We start from the raw sequence: 16,331 nt of genomic DNA on the forward strand, positions 1-16,331 counted from the left end.
GCGGCATGAGTTCCGTCCTGCCCTCCTCCGTGCTCGACCTCGCGCCCGTGCTGCCGGTGGTGGTGATCGACGACGCCGACGACGCGGTGCCCCTCGCCCGGGCCCTGATGGCGGGCGGGCTGCCCGCGATCGAGGTCACGCTGCGGACGGCCCCCGCGCTGGACGCGATCCGGGCGATCGCGGCGGAGGTGCCGGGGGCGGTCGTCGGGGCGGGCACGGTCGTGACGCCCGCGTCGGTGGACGCGGCGGTGGCGGCGGGGGCGCGGTTCCTGGTGAGCCCGGGGTGGACGGAGACGCTGCTCGGCGCGATGCGGGCGTCCGGGGTGCCGTTCCTGCCAGGGGTGTCGACGGCCTCGGAGGTCCTGGCGCTCCTCGAACGCGGCGTCCACGAGATGAAGTTCTTCCCGGCGGAGGCGGCCGGGGGCACGGCGTATCTGAAGTCCCTGGCCGGGCCGCTGCCCGGGGCGCGCTTCTGCCCGACGGGCGGGATCACGGTGGAGTCGGCCGGCGCGTATCTGGCGTTGCCGAATGTGGGGTGCGTGGGCGGGTCGTGGCTGCTGCCGGAGGACGCGGTGCGGGCGAAGGACTGGGGGCGGGTGGAGGCGCTGGCGCGCCGGGCGGCGGGGCTGCGGTTGTCGGGCGCGTAGGCCCTGCGGCGGGGCTGCGGTTGTCGGGCGCGTAGGCCCTGCGGCGGGGCTGCGGTTGTCGGCCGGGTAGCCGCCGTCTGTGGGGGCGTTGCTTGTGCGGGGCCCGGTCCGGGACGCTGGTCCCGTGGCCCCTCCGGGGCTCATGCACGGGACGCGCGGCCTGCCCACCCGGCTTCCGGGCCACGCCGCACGTCCCGTACACGACCCCTGCACGGCCCCGGCCTCCCCACCATGGCTGAGCTGCGCTGCTACGCGCGGGAGGGGGCACGGGGACGACGCCGGTGTCAGCGCAGGTGGGAGGTGTCGTTGAGGAGGCGGACGGACGCGTTGCCGTCCGCGTAGTACGCCACCGCCGAGACCGACGCGGCCGAGAGCTCCATCCGGAACAGCGACTCCGGCGGGGCTCCCAGGGCCAGGCGGGCCAGGGTCTTGATGGGCGTGACGTGGGTGACGAGGAGGACGGTGCGGCCCCGGTGCGCCGCGAGGAGGCGGTCGCGGGCGGAGGAGACCCGGCGGGCCACGGTGGCGAAGGACTCGCCGCCGCCGGTGGGGGCCGCCTTCGGGGACGCGAGCCAGGCGTTGAGGTCGTCGGGGTGGCGCTCCCGGACCTCGGCGAAGGTCAGTCCCTCCCAGGCGCCGAAGTCGGTCTCGCGCAGGCCCTCGTCGACGGTGACGGGCAGCCCGAGGCGGGTGGCCACGGCCTCGGCGGTCTCGCGGCAGCGGCGCAGGGGTGAGGTGACGATCGTCTGGACGGTGCCGCGCGCGGCCAGGGCGGACGCGACGGCCTCGGCCTGGCGGCGTCCGGCGTCGGAGAGGACGGGGTCGCTGCCGCCGCTGCCGGAGAAGCGCTTCTCGGGGGTGAGGGCGGTCTCGCCGTGGCGGAGGAGGACGAAGGTGGTGGGGGTGCCGAGGTCTGCCGCGGTTCCCCAGCCGGGGGTTCCCGTCGCTGTGGGAGTTCCGGCCGAGGTGGTGGCCCCGCTGGCCGAGGTGGTGGCCCCGCTGGCCGAGGTGGTGGAGTTTCCGCCCGCCGTCGAGATCCCGGTTGAGGTGGGGGTCCTGGCCGAGGTTGCGGTCCCGGCCAAGGTGGGGGCCTGGGCCGAGGTCGTGGCCCCGGCCGAGGTGGTGGAGTTTCCGCCCGCCGTGGAAGTCCTGGCCGAGGTGCCGGTGGGCTCAGGCCCGGCCGAGGTCGTGGGCCCGGCTCCGGTGGAGGTCCGGGCCGAGGCCGTGGACCCGCTGGCCGTGGGGGTGCCGGTCACCGTGGGAGTTCCGGCCGAGGTCGTGGACCCGGCTCCGGTGGAGGGCCCGGCCGAGGTCGGGGTCCCGGTCGCCGTGGCGGCGCCCGCGAGGGCCGCGCGGGCGCGGGCCGCGCCCGCTGCCGCGTCGCCGACCGTGCGGGCCGCGCCCGCGTCCAGGTCGGCGGTGGAGCGGGACGGCTCCCACTGCCGGCCCTGACGCCCCGCGTCCATCGCCTCGTTGGCGAGGCGGTCCGCGTGCTTGTTGCGCTCGCGCGGAATCCACTCGTAGCGGACCCGGCCGGCCGGGAGGACGCGGGCGGCCTCGGCCGCGAGGGGCTTCATGTCCGGGTGTTTGATCTTCCAGCGGCCGGACATCTGCTCGACGACCAGCTTGGAGTCCATCCGGACGCGGACGGTGGCCTCCGGGTCCAGGTCGCGGGCCGCCTTCAGGCCCGCGATCAGGCCCCGGTACTCGGCGACGTTGTTCGTCGCCGTGCCGATGTACTCGGCGGCCTCGGCGAGGGTCTCGCCGGTGACCGGGTCGAGGACGACGGCGCCGTAGCCGGCGGGGCCCGGGTTGCCCCGGGAGCCGCCGTCGGCCTCGACGACGAACTCCGTCACTACAGGCCCGATTCGGAGGTGCGGACCAGGATGCGGCGGCAGTTCTCGCAGCGCAGCACCGAGTCGGGAGCCGCGGCGCGGACCTCGTTCAGCTCGGTGATGTTCAGCTCCAACTGGCAGCCCTCGCAGCGCCGTTGGTAGAGGCGGGCCGCGCCGACGCCGCCCTGCTGGACGCGCAGCTTCTCGTACAGCTTGAGGAGGTCGGCGGGCACGGCGGCGGAGACGACCTCGCGCTCCTTGGTGACGGAGGCGGCCTCGGCGTCCAGATCCTGCTGGGCGGTGTCCCGGCGGGTGGTCGCGTCGTCGACCTTGGCCTGCACGGACTCGACGCGGCCGGTCAGTTCGGCGGCACGCTCCTGGGCGGCCTCGCGGCGCTCCATGACCTCCAGGACGACGTCCTCCAGGTCGCCCTGGCGCTTGGCGAGGGAGACGATCTCGCGCTGGAGGTTCTCCAGGTCCTTGGGCGAGGTGACCGCGCCGGAGTCCAGGCGCTGCTGGTCGCGGGTGGCGCGCTGGCGGACCTGGTCGACGTCCTGCTCGGCCTTGGTCTGCTCGCGGGCGGTGTCGCTCTCCTCGGTCTGCGCGGCGACGAGGAGGTCACGGAGCTGGGAGAGGTCCTTGTTCAGCGACTCCAGCTCGGCGTGCTCGGGCAGCGAGGCCCGCTTGTGGGCGAGCTGGGCGAGCCGGACGTCCAGGGCCTGTACGTCGAGGAGTCGGATCTGGTCGGCGGGCGCGGCGTTCAGTTGGGGGCTCCAGAGGAATCGTGGTGGGAGGACCAGGGGTCGGTGACCGTCTTCGAGACATGGACCCGCAGGTCCCAGCCGTGCCGGTCGGAGATCTCGTCGAGCTGGGCGGCGGCCTGCTCGCACCAGGGCCACTCGGTGGCCCAGTGGGCGGCGTCGACGAGGCCCAGCGGGGTGTGCTGGACGGCCTCGGACACCGGGTGGTGGCGCAGGTCGGCGGTGAGGAAGGCGTCCACGCCGGCGGCCCGCACCTGGTCGAAGAGGCTGTCGCCGGAGCCGCCGCTGACGGCGACGGTGCGCACGAGGGCGTCCGGGTCGCCGGCGACGCGGACACCCTGCGCGGTGGCGGGCAGCCGCTTGGCGGCGCGGGCGGCGAACTCGGCCAGTGTCTCGGGGTGGTCGAGTTCGCAGATCCGGCCGAGGCCGCGGCGCCCGGCGGGGTCGGTCGCGTCCGGGACGAGGGGGCGCACGACCCGCAGGTCGAGGGCGCCCGCGAGGGCGTCGGAGACGCCGGGGTCGGCGGTGTCCGCGTTGGTGTGGGCGACGTGCAGGGCGATGTCGTTCTTGATCAGGGTGTGCACGACGCGGCCCTTGAAGTGACCGGCGGCGACGGTCGTCGTCCCGCGGAGGTAGAGCGGGTGGTGGGTGACGAGGAGGTCCGCGCCGAGGCGGACGGCCTCGTCGACGACGTCCTGGACCGGGTCGACGGCGAACAGTACCCGCGTGACCTCGGCGCCGGGCTCTCCCACCACCGTCCCGACGGCGTCCCACTGCTCGGCCCGCTCGGGGGGCCAGAGGGTGTCGAGCGCGGCGATGACTTCAGACAGACGGGGCACGCCCCACAGGCTACCCGCCCGGTCGGCGGCCCCGGGCGCCCGCCCGGACCCCGCACACGGGACGCCCGTCGGGTGGGGACCGTGCGGGTGGGTGGTGCGAAGCCCGGACCCGCGCGGGACGCCCGCCCCGGGGGTGGGCGGACGCGCGGCCGGGGCGGGCTCGCGCCCCGATGGTCCGCCCACCCGGCGGTCACCCCGAGGCGGACCCGGCCTGCGACCTCGGGTGGGAGCCCGGCCCCCCGCGCGGGACGCCCGCCCCGGGGGCGGACGGCCCCGAACGGGCCGGCGCCGGCGGGCCCGGCTTCTCCGCCCAGGGCCCATATGCCCGGGGGTGGGCGTCCCGCGCGGGTCCGGGCGGCCGCCCGGACCGGCGGCGGCCGTCGAGTCGGCGGCGCCGGACGCGTCCGTCGGCGACGACGACACGGCGGCGGTCGGGTGGACGCGGTAGCCGGGGCGGCCGGACGCGGCGGCCGGGGCGGGCTCGCCCCCGGATGGGACGCCCACCCGGCGGTCACCCCGGGGCGGGCCCGCCCGGGGAGCGCCGGTCCGGCGGGGCCCCGCGACACCGGCCGCGCGGCGGGTGCCACGGGCTTCGTGCCCGGCGCCCCGGGCACGAAGCCCGCGTCCCCTGGCCGTCCGGGCCCGCCCCGGACCCGAACCCCCGCCCCCGGGGCGGAACGCGGGCCTCCGGCGCGTCGGCGCAGCACAGCCGTCCGTCGCCGCTCAGGCGAATCGCCGCACCGCCACCCTTATGTGTGAAGACGGGTGGCTCGTGTTGTTCGGCAGGAAGTGCGATACCTAGCTTCGGTTGCCGGAGGTGAGGTACCGATGACTGTCTGTGCCATCGAGGCCGCCGCGGAGGACGAGGCGGCGGACAATCCGGGGACCGCCGGGGCCGCGGCGGCCGCGTTCGTGATCGCCGCGGACGGGTCGTACGCGGCCCGCATCGCCGGGACCGGTGACGCGCTGTTCGCCGAGCGCTGGACCCTCGGCGGGCCCGAGCCGTACGCGGTGCCGCTGCCCGTCGGGCAGCCCGAGGAGCCGGACACCGGGGTGCTGCCGCTCGCGGACGGCCGGGTCCTGGTCGCCCGGCGGGTCGACGGCCGGTACACGTTCTCGCTGCTGTACCCGACCGGCCCCGGGACCGGGGAGCTGGCCCTCGGGGCCGTCCCCGCCGAGGAGTTGACGCTGCTGCCGCCGTCGCCGGACGGCGCCCGCGCCTACGCGCTGGTGCCCGGCGCGCACGCCACGGCCGTGTGGCTGGTGGCGGGCGGCCCCGCCGGCCCGGAACGGGTCGCCCAGGTGCCCGGCCACTGCTCCGGCGGCGCCTGGCTCGACCGCGAGGGCCGGCTGCTCGCCCTGGACCGGCGGCTGCCCGGCGGCGGCCCGGTCAAGACCGTCGCCGTGGACCTGGCGCGCGACGGGGAGGTCACCCCGCTGCTCCAGATCACCGAGTCCAGCGACGACCGGCTGCTGCTGGCCGACCCCGACAGCGGTCTGATCCTGGTGCGTTCGGACGCGCCCACCCCCGGCCGGGACCGGCTGGGCTGGGGTGTGCTGGGCAGTCTGCGTCCGGCGCGGTTCCCGGAGAGCCTGCGGCTGCCGGACGCGCTGGTGACCCCGTTCGCCGTGCAGCCGGGCCAGGTGCTGACGCCGGAGGGCTGCGCCGTCGCGCTGCGGATCGACGGCCCGGCCGGGAGCTGGGTCGCGGTGTGGCGGCCGTCCGGCGGCCGGATGCACCAGTTCGCGCCACCCGCAGGGTGGTTGGCGGGCGCCGGCACCTGGACGCGCGACGGGGAACTGCGACTGCCGTACGCGACGGGCGAGGTGCCCTGCGGTGTGGCGAGGGCGGCCTGTGGAGAAACCTTCGGCCAGGACCGGCCCGGCGCCCGGCGCGCGCCCGCCGTGGCGGGTGGCGCGGCGCCCGCCACGGAACCCGCACAAGCGGAACCCGCAGGTGGGGAACCGTCCGACGCTCCCCGGGGTCCTGCCGTGTGCAAGCCGGTCCCGTTGCAGCAGGCTCCCCTGACGGACCGGGTGCCCGCTGGATAGGATCAGCGGCGGGGCTACGCATCCGCACCGCCCACGCACCGACGGTGACGGGTTCCGCGGTGCGGCCGGGCCCTGTGACAGGCCATCAGCGATCACAACGGGGTGACTTCCCACATGTCCGAAACCCGAACCGACACGCTCCCCGAGCACCCGCGGCCCGCCTCCGCGGGCGGGGCGCCCCAGGCGGCCGAGGCCGGACCCGCCGGAGCGGGCCGGCACCGGGGCGGCGCGGCGGCCGAGGAGCAGACGGCGTCCGCACCCGAGGCCCACGGCCGCCACCGCAGACGGTGAACAGCTCAGGGGCGTGAGCCCGGCGGGGCGGGGCGGGTGGCGCGCGAACAGGCGCCGCCCGCCCCGCCCTTCGTCGTCCGTGGCGCGGGGGGTCGGGGGGCACCGGCCCGGGGTGTCAGCCCGCCGGGCGCAGGCCGTCGTGGGAGGGGCTGCCGGGCTCGGCCGTCCATACGACGAGTTGCTGTTCGGGGTCGTTGGCGCAGGTCAGCGCGTCCCAGTCGAGTGTCAGCTCCCCGGCGACCGGGTGCCGCACGACCTTGCTGCCCCGGCCGCGGGTGGCGATGTGGTGCTCGCCCCACCAGCGGCGGAAGTCGTCGTCCCGCACGGACAGTTCACCGACGAGACCCGCCATCCGCTGGTCGTGGGGATTGCGCCCGGCCTCCGTCCGGAGCATCGCGACGCAGGCGTGCGCGCCGTGATCACCCCGGTGAACGCCAGGACCGTGGGCAGGTCGATCGCCGTCGCGGACAGGGTCCGGCGGCGAAGGACCGGGAGATCGCGGCGTTCATGAACAGGCCGAGCCCCATGACGAGGACGACCATCGCCCGGGTCAGGGGCCGGTGGATGCCGAGGAGCGTCGCCTCGAAGCCGGGGTACGTCCAGGTCCCGAACACCGCGACCGGCAGTACCGCGGTCTGGGCCGCTCCCCGCCGGCTGAGGTCGTCCGCGAGGTGGTAGGTGAGCTGGATGACCGCGAAGACGAAGACCAGGTCGAAGAAGAGTTCCAGCGGGGAGACCTCGCGTCGGCTCGACATGGGGCGAAGACAGACAGACACCGCGCGTATCCGACGCAACAGGCCCAACATCCCCAACAGGCTTAATCTGGGCGAATGGACGAGATACCGAGGGACCACAGACCGGCCAGGTCCCTGCGTGTGCTGATCGCCGAGGACCGGGTCACCACGCGCGGTGCGCTGGGCCTGCTGCTCGGGATGGAGCCGGACATCGAGGTGGTGGCCCAGGTGGCCCGCGGCGACGGGATCGTGGACGCGGCGCTCGTCGCCCGGCCCGACATCGCCCTGCTGGACGTCGAACTCCCCGGTCTCGGCGGGGTGGAGGCGGCGGCCCTGCTCCGGGACGAGGTGCCGGACTGCCGGACGGTGATCCTGACGACCTACGGCCGCCCCGGCACGCTGCGCCGCGCGCTGGCGGCGGGGGCGGTCGGGTTCCTGGTCAAGGACGGCCCGGTGGACGACCTGGCGGACGCGATCCGCCGGGTGGTCCTCACGGGCGAGACGGTGATCGACCCGGCCCTCGCGGCGGCCGCCGGGGACGAGGCGGGCACCGCGTCCTGAGCGCCGCGCGGCCCCGGCGGTCCGGGTCCCGCCGGCCCCCGGCCCCGTCAGTCGAGCACCGCGACGGCCTCCCGACACCGGCCCCGTCAGTCCAGGACCGCGACGGCCTCCACCTCGACCAGGTGCTCCGGCACGTCCAGCGCGGCGACGCCCAGCAGCGTGGCCGGGGGCGCGGGGGTCTCCCCCAGCTTCCGGCCCGCGCGGGCGATCCCGTCCAGGAGCTGGGGCATCTTGTCGGGCGTCCAGTCGACGACGTACACGGTCAGCTTCACCAGGTCGCCGATCCCCGCGCCCACGCCCGCCAAGGCGGTGGCGACGTTGAGGTAGCACTGCTCGACCTGTGCGGCGAGGTCGCCCTCGCCGACCGTCCGCCCCTCCGCGTCCCAGGCGACCTGCCCGGCGATGTACACCGTCCGTGACCCGCTCGCGACGGCGACCTGCCGGTAGACGTCGATGGCGGGCAGACCGTCGGGGTTCACCAGAGTGATGGCCATGGTGTGTGCCTCCATGTGCTCGGAGCACAGCTCTCCGTGCTCTCTTGTGGTTACTCGGGAACCATAAGAGAGTGTACGCTGACGTGGAAGAACGCACTTTTCGGTAACGGGGGCACCTGATGGTGACCAAGCAGCTCAACGGCCCGGACGGCACGGCGGACGTGACCACCGCGGCGGACGCGACCGGCCCGGCGGCCCTGTCGGATGCGGCGGACCTCCGCCGGGCGGACTCCCTGGCCCGGGAGGTCTTCTCCGACGTGGCCAACAAGTGGGCCCTGCTGATCATCGAGGCCCTCGGGGACCGCACCCTGCGCTTCAGCGAGGTGCGGACCGAGGTGGACGGCATCAGCCACAAGATGCTCACCCAGAACCTGCGCATGCTGGAGCGGAACGGCCTGGTGGAGCGCATGGTGCACCCCACCGTCCCGCCGCGCGTCGAGTACACCCTCACCGAGCCGGGCCGGGCGCTGCGGGCGACGGTGGACCTGATGTGCGACTGGACGCACCGGTACTTCGCGGAGATCGAGGTCGCCCGGCACCGCTTCGACGGCTGAACGGGGCCGGGGCCGCCGGGCTCAGTCCGGTTCCGGGGCCCCGGAACGTTTCGGCAGCCAGAGCAGCATCAGCAGGGCCGCCGCCACCAGCACCCCGCACCCGGTACGGAAGGCGAGCGCGTACCCGGCGGTCAGCGCCTCCGGGGCGGTGGAGCCACCGGTGCGGGCGGCGGCCACGGTGGAGAGGACGGCGAGGCCCAGCGCGCCGCCCATCGTCCGCGAGGTGTTCACCAGCCCGGAGACCAGGCCCGCGTCGCCCGGGGCCGCGCCGGAGGTGGCGAGGGAGGCGAGCGGGGTCATGGCGAGGCCGATCCCGGCCATCATCACCATGCCGGGCAGCGCGATCGTGGTGACGTAGGAGCCGTCCGTGCCCATCGTTGACTGCCAGCCGAAACCGGTCGCGGCGATCAGCGCGCCGAGGACGGCGATGTTCCGGGCACCGGCCCGGACCATCAGGCGGGGCGCGGCCTTGGAGCCGACGATGACGCTCAACGAGCTGGGTATCAGGGCGAGTCCGGCCTCGGTGGGGGTGTAGCCGAGGACGTTCTGGGCGTAGACCGTCATGAAGAACCACATGGAGAAGGTGACCGAACCGGTCACCAGCATCGCCGCGTTGGACGCGGAGACCGCGCGCGAGCGGAAGAGCTTCAGCGGCATCAGCGGGGCCGCCGCCCGCGACTCGACGGCGACGAAGGCGGCGAGCAGCGCGAGTCCGCCGAGGAGGGGGAGGAGGGCGGCCCGGGTGCCCCAGCCGGTCTCCTCGGTCTGCACGATGCCGTACGCGACGGCCGCGAGCCCGCCGGTGGCGAGCAGCGCGCCGGGCAGGTCGAGGCGGCGGCCGGCGCCGAGGCGGCTCTCGTGCAGCCACACCAGCGCGGCGACGATCACCAGGACGCCGACGGGGACGTTGATCAGCAGCACCCAGCGCCAGGACAGCAGGTCGGTGAGGACCCCGCCGACGAGCCCGCCCGCCGCTCCGCCCGCGGCGCCCACGGACGACCAGGTCGCGATGGCCCGGGTCCGGGCGGGGCCGGGCGGCACGGCGGCGGTGATCAGGGTGAGCGTCGCGGGGGCGAGGACGGCCGCGCCGAGCCCCTGGACGCCCCGCGCGGCGAGCAGCTGCCAGCCCTCCTGCGCGAGCCCGCCCGCGAGGGACGCGGCCGTGAACAGCCCCAGCCCCGCGAGGAACATGCGCTTCCGCCCGTACATGTCGGCGGCCCGCCCGCCGAGGAGCATGAACCCGGCGAACGCGATGGAGTACGCGTTGAGCACCCACTGCAGCCCGGCCGCGCTCATCCCGAGGTCCGCGCGCATCGACGGCAGCGCCACGTTCACCACGGACACGTCCAGCACCACGAGGAACTGCCCCGCGCACGCGGCCAGCACCACCGCCCAGGTGCGCGGCGTCGGAGGGGCGGACTGCGGGACGGCGGGCGCGTCACTGCGCGATCGGGCTCGGACCATGCCCGCCATGCTCGCACCCGCCCCCGACCCCGCACATCGGCCCCCGGATCGGTCCTTGGGGAAGACGTATGCGACCAAGGCCACGTTCGGGCGGCGTCAACTCTGGCCACGGCCCCACCGGGAGAACTGAGCACCGAGTGCTCATGGCGAACACCGAGGGCCTGTACGAAAATTCGGTTCAGTGAATCTCAAGAAATCCACTGAACCGGAGATGTGATGGGTTCTCGAATTAATCGCCAGAAGCGCCTTGCCGCCGCAGTCGGTGTCGCTGCGGCTGGAGCACTCGGCGCAACGCTGCTGGTAGCCGCCCCGTCCAATGCAGATTCAGCTGACTGGCGAGTCGTTTCAGGAAAGTCCGTTGGGGAGAAAGGCTGGTACGGGCACGTCGCCAAGGTGAGGTGCCCTGTCGGGTTCAGCCCGGTGAGCTTCACCTCGCAGCTCGTCAAGAATGGCGGATTCCCGGGCCCCGCGAGCATGCTGCAGCCGGAACTTCACGATACGGAACGCAAGTCGTTCGGTTCAGGGGCAACCGCTTCTTGGCGGGAGCTCCACATCACGTGGCAGTCCACCCAGTGGGACTACAATTTGTTCCACATGAACGTCCAGGTCGTGTGCGGCCGAGGTGTCTTCTGACGGTGACGCAGCCCGTCAAACTGTCGGGCGGTGGCCCGTCTTGTTCGAAGGCCGACCACCACCGGTCCGGCAGACACCCCGCACCGGTCGGCGCTCCAACAGGCACATCCGGCTGAACCGTGCCCGGTCAGCCGGCAGGGAGTTCCACCTCGATGCGGCCGCAGCCCAGGCGTTCGCTTTCGGCGGCGACGTAGGACGGGAAGAGGTCGGGGACGAGGGGGGTTTCGCCCTCGTAGAGGCGGGTCTGGTGGGCGAGGAAGGCGACCGGGCCGGTCTGGCAGCGGGCCCAGTGGACGGCGCGGGTCGGGGAGGACGCGCCGAAGCCCCTGGTGCCGTTGACGCGGACGCCGTAGAGGGCTTCCTTCAGGAACATCTCCGCCAGGCCGGGGTCGGAGACCGTCGTCAGGTGGATGGAGGGGTCCGGAGAGCCGCCGCCCGCCTCGCAGGTGCGGGCGGGGGCCGAGGGGTCACCCGGGGGTGGCCCAGGTGAGTTGCTTGCGGTAGCCGGCGGGCACCCGCAGCCCCGGGATGCCGCAGAAGTCCTCGCCGATGTCCGCCCGGGCGGGCAGGACCCCGCTGACCCGCGGCTGCGGATAGACGCCCTCGCAGCCGAGTTCGCGGATGACGCCGTTGGTCACGGCGACGGCCGCGCGCGCGAGGGCGTCGCGCTGCCGGGAGTCGTCCGGGAAGTCCGGCATGGTGACGCGTTCGTTGCGGCTCAGCTCGACCACGGTCGAGCCGCCCGCGCCCTCCGCGCGCCCGACGCACTCCTCCGGGACGGTGAGCCACGCGCGGTTGGGCGAGACCATGCCCGGCAGGCCCGCGCCCAGCGGGACCATCCGGGAGGTCAGGTATTCGCGCGGCCAGCCCGGCGAGTCGGACGAGTCGAGGCGGCGCACCTGGGCGACGACGCCCCGGTAGCGGGTGCCGTGCTCGTTCCAGGCGGTGAGGCGGCAGGTGCCGTACGTGCCCGTCGCCGCGTCCGGGCCGCCGCGCAGGGCCTCCTCCTCGACGCCGACCCGCTCGGCCCCGCGCAGGACGTCGTCGACGGCGGCGGAGTCGAGGGTGTCCCAGCAGGCGTCCGGCCCGACGAGGGGCAGGGTGTCGGTCCGCCAGGCGACGACGCCCGCGCCGAGCAGCCCGCCGACGAGGGCGGAGGCGAGGGCGGAGGCGGCGACCACACGGGCGGTCCGGCCGCGCAGCAGCCGGCGGTGCAGCGGCGTGCGGCCCGCTTCGGGGGCGGGCGAGGGCTCGGAGGCGGGTGAAGGCGCGGCGGCGCCCGCCCCGGTCGTCCCGTCGGTCGTCCCGTCCGTCGTCTCGTCGGTCGTCATGCCCGCTCTCCCCCTGCCGCTGCCGCCGCGCCCCCGCACCCGATGCGCGTCCCCACCGCCTTGACGTACGCGTCGAACACCCCGCGTACGTCCGGCTCCGCGCGCCCCTGGACGCCGACGCCCGGGGCGCCGTAGAACACCGCCTCGCGGTCACCGCCGTCGCCGTCGCGGTCGTCGTCGCCGCAGGCCACGCGGACCAGGCCCTGGTCCCGGCCCTCCGGCAGCCCCGCGAAGAGCGCGTTCAGGCGCGGCGCGGCGGTCATCACGTAGTGCGCGGACGGTTCGTGCTCGCCCCCGTCCAGCGGCCAGCTCAGCGAGCAGGTCTGGAGCCGGTCGCCGACGGCGCCGCGGTACTCCCGGTACCGCGACCCCCTCGGCCAGTCGAACGTGACGCCGGGTATCGCGCACAGCTCCTTGCCGAGCATGGTCTCCCCGAGGTCCCCGGGCACGGAGACGAACGGCGCGCGCCCCGCGAGCGCGCGCTCCGGGGCGCAACCCGCCGCCCGCGCCCCCGCGTTGGCGGCGGCGAGCAGCAGTTCCCGGGTCGTGGTCGGGCCGCCGAAGCCGGGGGACGAGGACACCCGGTCCCCGTCCCACTCCGTGGTGCGCAGGGTGACGACGGTCGGCCCGGCGTCCGTGTCGCAGGCGGCGGGCAGGACGACCAGGCCCCGGTCCTCGGCGACCGCCCCGTCCAGCCCGTCGGGCAGAGGGGTCACGGTGCCGTGCAGGAAGTAGAAGAGCCAGCGCTTGCGCGCCGTGGTGTCCTCGGGCGGCGGGCCGTAGTCCACGGTGACGGTCCGTTCCGCATCGCCCCTGACCTCCACCACGCAGGTCCCGCGCGGCTTCTCACGCGTCGGGGCCTCGGAGCGGGCCTCGCGGCGCTCGCTCGCGCCGTCGTCCAGGATCTCGTCACCGAGGAAGGCCGGGCCGCTGTTCTGCTGCCACGCGCCGTCCCAGCAGTAGGAGTCCCGGAACGGGCCGGAGTCCGTCGTGTACAGGGCGATCCCGGTCGCGAGCAACGCGCCCGTGACGATCGCCGCGGCCGCCTTGGCGCGCCTGCGCCCGCCGCTCGTCATGTTCTCCCCCGTGGCATCGCGAACCGACTGCGAACGCCGTGATGCTATCGACCGGGCCCGCCACGGGACGGGCCGGGTCGTCGTACCGGATCGACCGCCTCCGCTCAGCGCGCGGCGGCGGCCCCCACGAACGCGCTGAAGGCGGCCGGGCTCACGGTGAGCACGGGGCCCTCGGGGCGCTTGGAGTCGCGGACGGCGATGTGCGGGACGAGGTCGGCCACCTCGACGCACTGGCCGCCGGTGTCAGCACTGTACGAGGACTTCTGCCAGGCGGCCGTGCCCAGGGGGGCGCACTCGACGCAGTCGCCGCCGGTGTCGGAGCTGTAGGAGGACTTACGCCACCGTGCTCCGGTCAGCTCCAGGTTGGTGTCCATACCGTTCCTCCATCACGCGGGCGATCAGTGCCGCCGACGCGTCAATGGAGAGAGCGGCGGCCTGTACGTGATCGTAACGGAGTGAACCCTCCCTGAGAGCACCCGAGTCGGCGGTCATATGCCCTTGGACGAAGTCCTCGGTGTAGACGACATCGGGATCGTCCTCGAAGCGGAGGAGATTGAACGAGCCGGGCAGCCCGGCGTGCTCGCCCACGGTGAAGGGGAGGATCTGCACCTTCACCCACTCCCGCTCGCGTAAGGCGAGGAGGTGGGCGAGCTGTTCACCCATGACCGCACGGCCGCCGATCTCCTGGTGGAGGACGGCCTCACTGAGGACCACCCACATCAGGGGCGGCAGTTCGCGGTCGAGGATGCGCTGCCGCTCGATCCGGGCGGCCACCCGTGCGTCCAGCCGGGAGTCCTCGCGGACGCTGAGCACCGCGCGGGCGTAGTCCTCGGTCTGGAGGAGGCCGTAGACCAACTGCGCCTGGAAGGTGGAGATGTAGGTGGCCTTGGCCTCCATCTCCGCGTACGGCTGGAACCAGCTCGGGAGTTGACTGCGCAGGACCAGGCCGACGAGACGGGAGAACATACCGTCCGTGCCGAGCGCCGCGTCCAGGCGCTCGCTGAACTCACGGGTGGGGACCTTCTTCGCCGTCTCGATCTGGCCGATGAGCGAGCCGGTCACATAGACCAGCGCGCCCAGCCGGCACTGACTGAGTCCGGCCGCTTCTCTCCGGCGACGGAGTTCGGCACCGTAGTAGTCGAGGGGGGATGCCGAGGGGTCGAGGCTGCGGATGTGCACCATGTGACCCACCGTAATTGCGCGACTGCGGCAGGGTGAGGCTTCTCACTCAACTTCCACCGCCGTTGCATCGACTCCCGGCCCGTGCGGCACGATGGCCTCTCCCGTCACACGCCCGCGCCCCCGAGGACCGAGGACCGCCCCGCCATGCACCCCGCCGCACCCGTCTCCACCGAACCGGCCTCCACCGGACCGGCCTCCACCGACCCCGCCGCCGGGCCCGCCGCGAAGACCCTGACCGCCTTCCGGGCCGCCAAGGGGTTCATGCCGGAGGACGAGGGGCTGACCCTGTACGCCGCCGCCCGGGAGGCGGGCGCGGGGCTGGGGCTGCCCCTGCTGGAGGTGGGGACCTACTGCGGGCGCTCCACCCTCCTCCTCGCGGACGCGGCCCGCGCGACGGGCACGGTGGCCGTCACCGTCGACCACCACCGGGGCAGCGAGGAGCAGCAGCCGGGGTGGGACTACCACGACCCGGAGACGGTGGACCCGGCGGCCGACGGCCGGATGGACACCCTCCCCCTCTTCCGCCGCACCCTCTTCCACGCGGGGCTGGAGGAGCACGTGATCGCGGTCGTCGGGCGGTCGCCGCAGGTGGCGGCGGTGTGGGGCGGCCCGGTCGGGCTGGTCTTCGTGGACGGCGGGCACACCGACGAGCACGCCACCGCCGACTACGAGGGCTGGGCCCCGCATCTGGCCGAGGGCGGGCTGCTGGTGATCCACGACGTCTTCCCGGAGCCGGAGGACGAGTTCACCGGGCAGGCCCCGTACCGCGTCTTCCTGCGGGCCCTGGCCTCGGGCGCGTTCGCGGAGGTCTCGGCGACGGGTTCACTGCGGGTCCTGCGGCGCACCGGCGCGGGGATCTGAGGCGGGGGCGGGGCAGGGTTAGAGTCGCGGCGTGCTGCCGTACGAGGAGAAACATCGCATGTCCGCCCGTTCGCGACGTTCCGGGCGGCGGCTGGTCGCCGTCACCGTCGCCGCGCTCGTGCCCGCCGTGCTGCTCACGGGGTGCGCGGGCGGGGACGGCGGGAGCGGCCCGGCGACGAAGCCCCCGGCCGCCGACGACCGCTCCGGGGACAGTGCCACCCCGTCCGTCTCCCCGTCGCCCTCCGGCTCCGCTTCCGGCGCGGTCCGGCCGCTCGCCGGGAAGGTCGTGGTGATCGACCCCGGCCACAACCCGGGAAACTTCGAGCACACCACGGAGATCAACAAGACCGTGGACATCGGAACGAACCGCAAGGAATGCGACACCACGGGCACGGCTTCCGAAGACGGCTACCGGGAAGCCGATTTCACCCTCGATGTTTCACGCCGTCTTCGCACCCTCCTCGAAAAGCAGGGCGCGAAGGTCGAATTGACCCAGGATGACGATCGGCCGTTCGGCCCGTGCGTCGATGAACGAGCACGGTTCGGCAACAATGCGGACGCGGACGCCGTGATCTCCGTCCACGCGGACGGTTCGGCGGTGGGGAATCGCGGATTCCACGTCATCCTCCCGGCCCGCGTCAAGGAGGGCGGAGCCGACACCTCCGCGATCGTGGAACCCTCCCGTGACCTGGGCGAACACCTGGCCACCGCGTTCGCGCGGGCCACCGGCACGAAGCCCGCCAACTACCTGGGCGACGGCAAGGGATTGGACGTCCGCGACGACCTCGGCGGCCTCAACCTCTCCACCGTCCCCAAAGTCTTCGTCGAATGCGGCAATATGCGCGATCCGAAGGACGCGGCCCTGCTCTCCGAGGCGAGTTGGCGCCAGCGGGCCGCGGAAGGATTGGCGGAGGGCGTCGGCAGGTATCTCGAACAGTGACCTGACAATCCGGATACCGGGAGGACGGCCGGAACCGGCGGACGATAGGTTCGCCTCTACGACGGGGAGTCACCCC

17 protein-coding genes and 2 pseudogenes are annotated in these 16,331 nt (G+C 74.5%); 7 read left to right on the top strand and 12 right to left on the bottom strand.

The genetic code is table 11. The annotated features are described in order from the left end of the window. Nucleotides 1-5: 5 nt before the first annotated feature. Nucleotides 6-647: a bifunctional 4-hydroxy-2-oxoglutarate aldolase/2-dehydro-3-deoxy-phosphogluconate aldolase gene (eda, locus tag ABZ457_RS11395; RefSeq protein ID WP_359156432.1), complete on the top strand. Its 642-nt coding sequence runs from the start codon at nucleotides 6-8 to the stop codon at nucleotides 645-647. Nucleotides 648-931: 284 nt separating this feature from the next. On the opposite strand, the gene ABZ457_RS11400 is transcribed toward eda, so the two are convergent. Genes ABZ457_RS11400 through ABZ457_RS11410 form a run of 3 tightly spaced genes read right to left on the bottom strand, consistent with a single transcriptional unit; the run spans nucleotide 932 to nucleotide 4,082 of the window. Continuing rightward, nucleotides 932-2,503 (bottom strand): histidine phosphatase family protein, encoded by a 1,572-nt coding sequence (locus tag ABZ457_RS11400; protein WP_359156434.1) that lies wholly within the window; start codon nucleotides 2,501-2,503, stop codon nucleotides 932-934. Continuing rightward, the gene (locus tag ABZ457_RS11405) at nucleotides 2,503-3,246 is read right to left on the bottom strand and encodes a C4-type zinc ribbon domain-containing protein (protein WP_359156523.1); all 744 of its coding nucleotides are present in this window, start codon (nucleotides 3,244-3,246) and stop codon (nucleotides 2,503-2,505) included. Before ABZ457_RS11405 ends, ABZ457_RS11400 begins: the two co-directional genes overlap by 1 nt. Then, the gene (locus tag ABZ457_RS11410) at nucleotides 3,243-4,082 is read right to left on the bottom strand and encodes a Nif3-like dinuclear metal center hexameric protein (protein ID WP_359156436.1); all 840 of its coding nucleotides are present in this window, start codon (nucleotides 4,080-4,082) and stop codon (nucleotides 3,243-3,245) included. The genes ABZ457_RS11405 and ABZ457_RS11410 overlap by 4 nt, the downstream gene beginning before the upstream one ends. 828 nt (nucleotides 4,083-4,910) lie before the next feature. Here ABZ457_RS11410 and ABZ457_RS11415 point away from each other — a divergent pair. Next, nucleotides 4,911-6,134 (top strand): hypothetical protein, encoded by a 1,224-nt coding sequence (locus ABZ457_RS11415; protein ID WP_359156438.1) that lies wholly within the window; start codon nucleotides 4,911-4,913, stop codon nucleotides 6,132-6,134. A gap of 114 nt (nucleotides 6,135-6,248) precedes the next feature. Continuing rightward, nucleotides 6,249-6,425 carry a hypothetical protein gene (locus ABZ457_RS11420; RefSeq protein ID WP_359156440.1) on the top strand — a complete coding sequence of 59 codons (177 nt, stop codon included), beginning with the start codon at nucleotides 6,249-6,251 and terminating at the stop codon, nucleotides 6,423-6,425. 115 nt (nucleotides 6,426-6,540) lie between these two features. Here the strand turns inward: ABZ457_RS11420 and ABZ457_RS11425 are convergent. Both ABZ457_RS11425 and ABZ457_RS11430 read right to left on the bottom strand, forming a co-directional pair. Next, a pseudogene (locus tag ABZ457_RS11425) lies at nucleotides 6,541-6,837 on the bottom strand (transcriptional regulator); the annotation flags it as partial. A 7-nt stretch (nucleotides 6,838-6,844) separates the two neighbouring features. After that, the gene (locus tag ABZ457_RS11430) at nucleotides 6,845-7,180 is read right to left on the bottom strand and encodes a low temperature requirement protein A (protein ID WP_359156442.1); all 336 of its coding nucleotides are present in this window, start codon (nucleotides 7,178-7,180) and stop codon (nucleotides 6,845-6,847) included. A 75-nt stretch (nucleotides 7,181-7,255) separates the two neighbouring features. On the opposite strand from ABZ457_RS11430, the pseudogene ABZ457_RS11435 reads away from it, so the two are divergent. Continuing rightward, a pseudogene (locus ABZ457_RS11435) lies at nucleotides 7,256-7,693 on the top strand (response regulator); the annotation flags it as partial. A gap of 113 nt (nucleotides 7,694-7,806) precedes the next feature. On the opposite strand, the gene ABZ457_RS11440 reads toward ABZ457_RS11435, so the two are convergent. Continuing rightward, the gene (locus ABZ457_RS11440) at nucleotides 7,807-8,214 is read right to left on the bottom strand and encodes a RidA family protein (RefSeq protein WP_359156444.1); all 408 of its coding nucleotides are present in this window, start codon (nucleotides 8,212-8,214) and stop codon (nucleotides 7,807-7,809) included. A gap of 119 nt (nucleotides 8,215-8,333) precedes the next feature. Here ABZ457_RS11440 and ABZ457_RS11445 point away from each other — a divergent pair, with 119 nt between their 5' ends. Then, on the top strand, nucleotides 8,334-8,768 hold the full coding sequence (locus ABZ457_RS11445) for a helix-turn-helix domain-containing protein (RefSeq protein WP_359156446.1): 435 nt from the start codon (nucleotides 8,334-8,336) through the stop codon (nucleotides 8,766-8,768). Between the two features lie 21 nt (nucleotides 8,769-8,789). On the opposite strand, the gene ABZ457_RS11450 is transcribed toward ABZ457_RS11445, so the two are convergent. The 6 genes from ABZ457_RS11450 to ABZ457_RS11475 all read right to left on the bottom strand — a co-directional run bounded on the left by ABZ457_RS11450 (nucleotide 8,790) and on the right by ABZ457_RS11475 (nucleotide 14,454). Then, the gene (locus ABZ457_RS11450) at nucleotides 8,790-10,241 is read right to left on the bottom strand and encodes an MFS transporter (RefSeq protein WP_359156448.1); all 1,452 of its coding nucleotides are present in this window, start codon (nucleotides 10,239-10,241) and stop codon (nucleotides 8,790-8,792) included. Nucleotides 10,242-10,992: 751 nt separating this feature from the next. Then, entirely contained in the window at nucleotides 10,993-11,238 is a 246-nt protein-coding gene (locus ABZ457_RS11455; RefSeq protein ID WP_359156450.1) for a hypothetical protein, read from the bottom strand. A 94-nt stretch (nucleotides 11,239-11,332) separates the two neighbouring features. Further along, nucleotides 11,333-12,196 (bottom strand): hypothetical protein, encoded by an 864-nt coding sequence (locus ABZ457_RS11460; protein WP_359156452.1) that lies wholly within the window; start codon nucleotides 12,194-12,196, stop codon nucleotides 11,333-11,335. Beyond that, nucleotides 12,193-13,272, bottom strand: a complete 1,080-nt coding sequence (locus ABZ457_RS11465) for a hypothetical protein (protein ID WP_359156454.1) — start codon at nucleotides 13,270-13,272, stop codon at nucleotides 12,193-12,195. The genes ABZ457_RS11460 and ABZ457_RS11465 overlap by 4 nt, the downstream gene beginning before the upstream one ends. A 104-nt stretch (nucleotides 13,273-13,376) precedes the next feature. After that, nucleotides 13,377-13,646 (bottom strand): DUF397 domain-containing protein, encoded by a 270-nt coding sequence (locus tag ABZ457_RS11470; protein ID WP_359156456.1) that lies wholly within the window; start codon nucleotides 13,644-13,646, stop codon nucleotides 13,377-13,379. Then, nucleotides 13,606-14,454, bottom strand: a complete 849-nt coding sequence (locus ABZ457_RS11475; protein ID WP_359156458.1) for a helix-turn-helix transcriptional regulator — start codon at nucleotides 14,452-14,454, stop codon at nucleotides 13,606-13,608. The genes ABZ457_RS11470 and ABZ457_RS11475 overlap by 41 nt, the downstream gene beginning before the upstream one ends. A 261-nt stretch (nucleotides 14,455-14,715) precedes the next feature. On the opposite strand from ABZ457_RS11475, the gene ABZ457_RS11480 reads away from it, so the two are divergent. Then, nucleotides 14,716-15,315 carry a class I SAM-dependent methyltransferase gene (locus tag ABZ457_RS11480; RefSeq protein WP_359156525.1) on the top strand — a complete coding sequence of 200 codons (600 nt, stop codon included), beginning with the start codon at nucleotides 14,716-14,718 and terminating at the stop codon, nucleotides 15,313-15,315. A gap of 58 nt (nucleotides 15,316-15,373) precedes the next feature. Beyond that, complete coding sequence (locus ABZ457_RS11485; RefSeq protein WP_359156460.1) at nucleotides 15,374-16,255, top strand: N-acetylmuramoyl-L-alanine amidase; 882 nt, start codon at nucleotides 15,374-15,376, stop codon at nucleotides 16,253-16,255. The last annotated feature ends 76 nt before the right edge of the window (nucleotides 16,256-16,331 follow it).

It is taken from the genome of Streptomyces sp. NPDC005805 (assembly GCF_040630445.1).
GTDB lineage: Bacteria > Actinomycetota > Actinomycetes > Streptomycetales > Streptomycetaceae > Streptomyces.

Excerpts from the sequence above, each read along its gene's own strand:
- eda (WP_359156432.1), top strand. The coding sequence starts at position 6 with ATGAGTTCCGTCCTGCCCTCCTCCGTGCTCGACCTCGCGCCCGTGCTG.
- ABZ457_RS11415 (WP_359156438.1), top strand. The coding sequence starts at position 4,911 with ATGACTGTCTGTGCCATCGAGGCCGCCGCGGAGGACGAGGCGGCGGAC.
- ABZ457_RS11420 (WP_359156440.1), top strand. The coding sequence starts at position 6,249 with ATGTCCGAAACCCGAACCGACACGCTCCCCGAGCACCCGCGGCCCGCC.
- ABZ457_RS11430 (WP_359156442.1), bottom strand. The coding sequence starts at position 7,180 with ATGTCGAGCCGACGCGAGGTCTCCCCGCTGGAACTCTTCTTCGACCTG.
- ABZ457_RS11440 (WP_359156444.1), bottom strand. The coding sequence starts at position 8,214 with ATGGCCATCACTCTGGTGAACCCCGACGGTCTGCCCGCCATCGACGTC.
- ABZ457_RS11445 (WP_359156446.1), top strand. The coding sequence starts at position 8,334 with ATGGTGACCAAGCAGCTCAACGGCCCGGACGGCACGGCGGACGTGACC.
- ABZ457_RS11450 (WP_359156448.1), bottom strand. The coding sequence starts at position 10,241 with ATGGCGGGCATGGTCCGAGCCCGATCGCGCAGTGACGCGCCCGCCGTC.
- ABZ457_RS11455 (WP_359156450.1), bottom strand. The coding sequence starts at position 11,238 with ATGTTCCTGAAGGAAGCCCTCTACGGCGTCCGCGTCAACGGCACCAGG.
- ABZ457_RS11460 (WP_359156452.1), bottom strand. The coding sequence starts at position 12,196 with ATGACGACCGACGAGACGACGGACGGGACGACCGACGGGACGACCGGG.
- ABZ457_RS11465 (WP_359156454.1), bottom strand. The coding sequence starts at position 13,272 with ATGACGAGCGGCGGGCGCAGGCGCGCCAAGGCGGCCGCGGCGATCGTC.
- ABZ457_RS11470 (WP_359156456.1), bottom strand. The coding sequence starts at position 13,646 with ATGGACACCAACCTGGAGCTGACCGGAGCACGGTGGCGTAAGTCCTCC.
- ABZ457_RS11475 (WP_359156458.1), bottom strand. The coding sequence starts at position 14,454 with ATGGTGCACATCCGCAGCCTCGACCCCTCGGCATCCCCCCTCGACTAC.
- ABZ457_RS11480 (WP_359156525.1), top strand. The coding sequence starts at position 14,716 with ATGCCGGAGGACGAGGGGCTGACCCTGTACGCCGCCGCCCGGGAGGCG.
- ABZ457_RS11485 (WP_359156460.1), top strand. The coding sequence starts at position 15,374 with ATGTCCGCCCGTTCGCGACGTTCCGGGCGGCGGCTGGTCGCCGTCACC.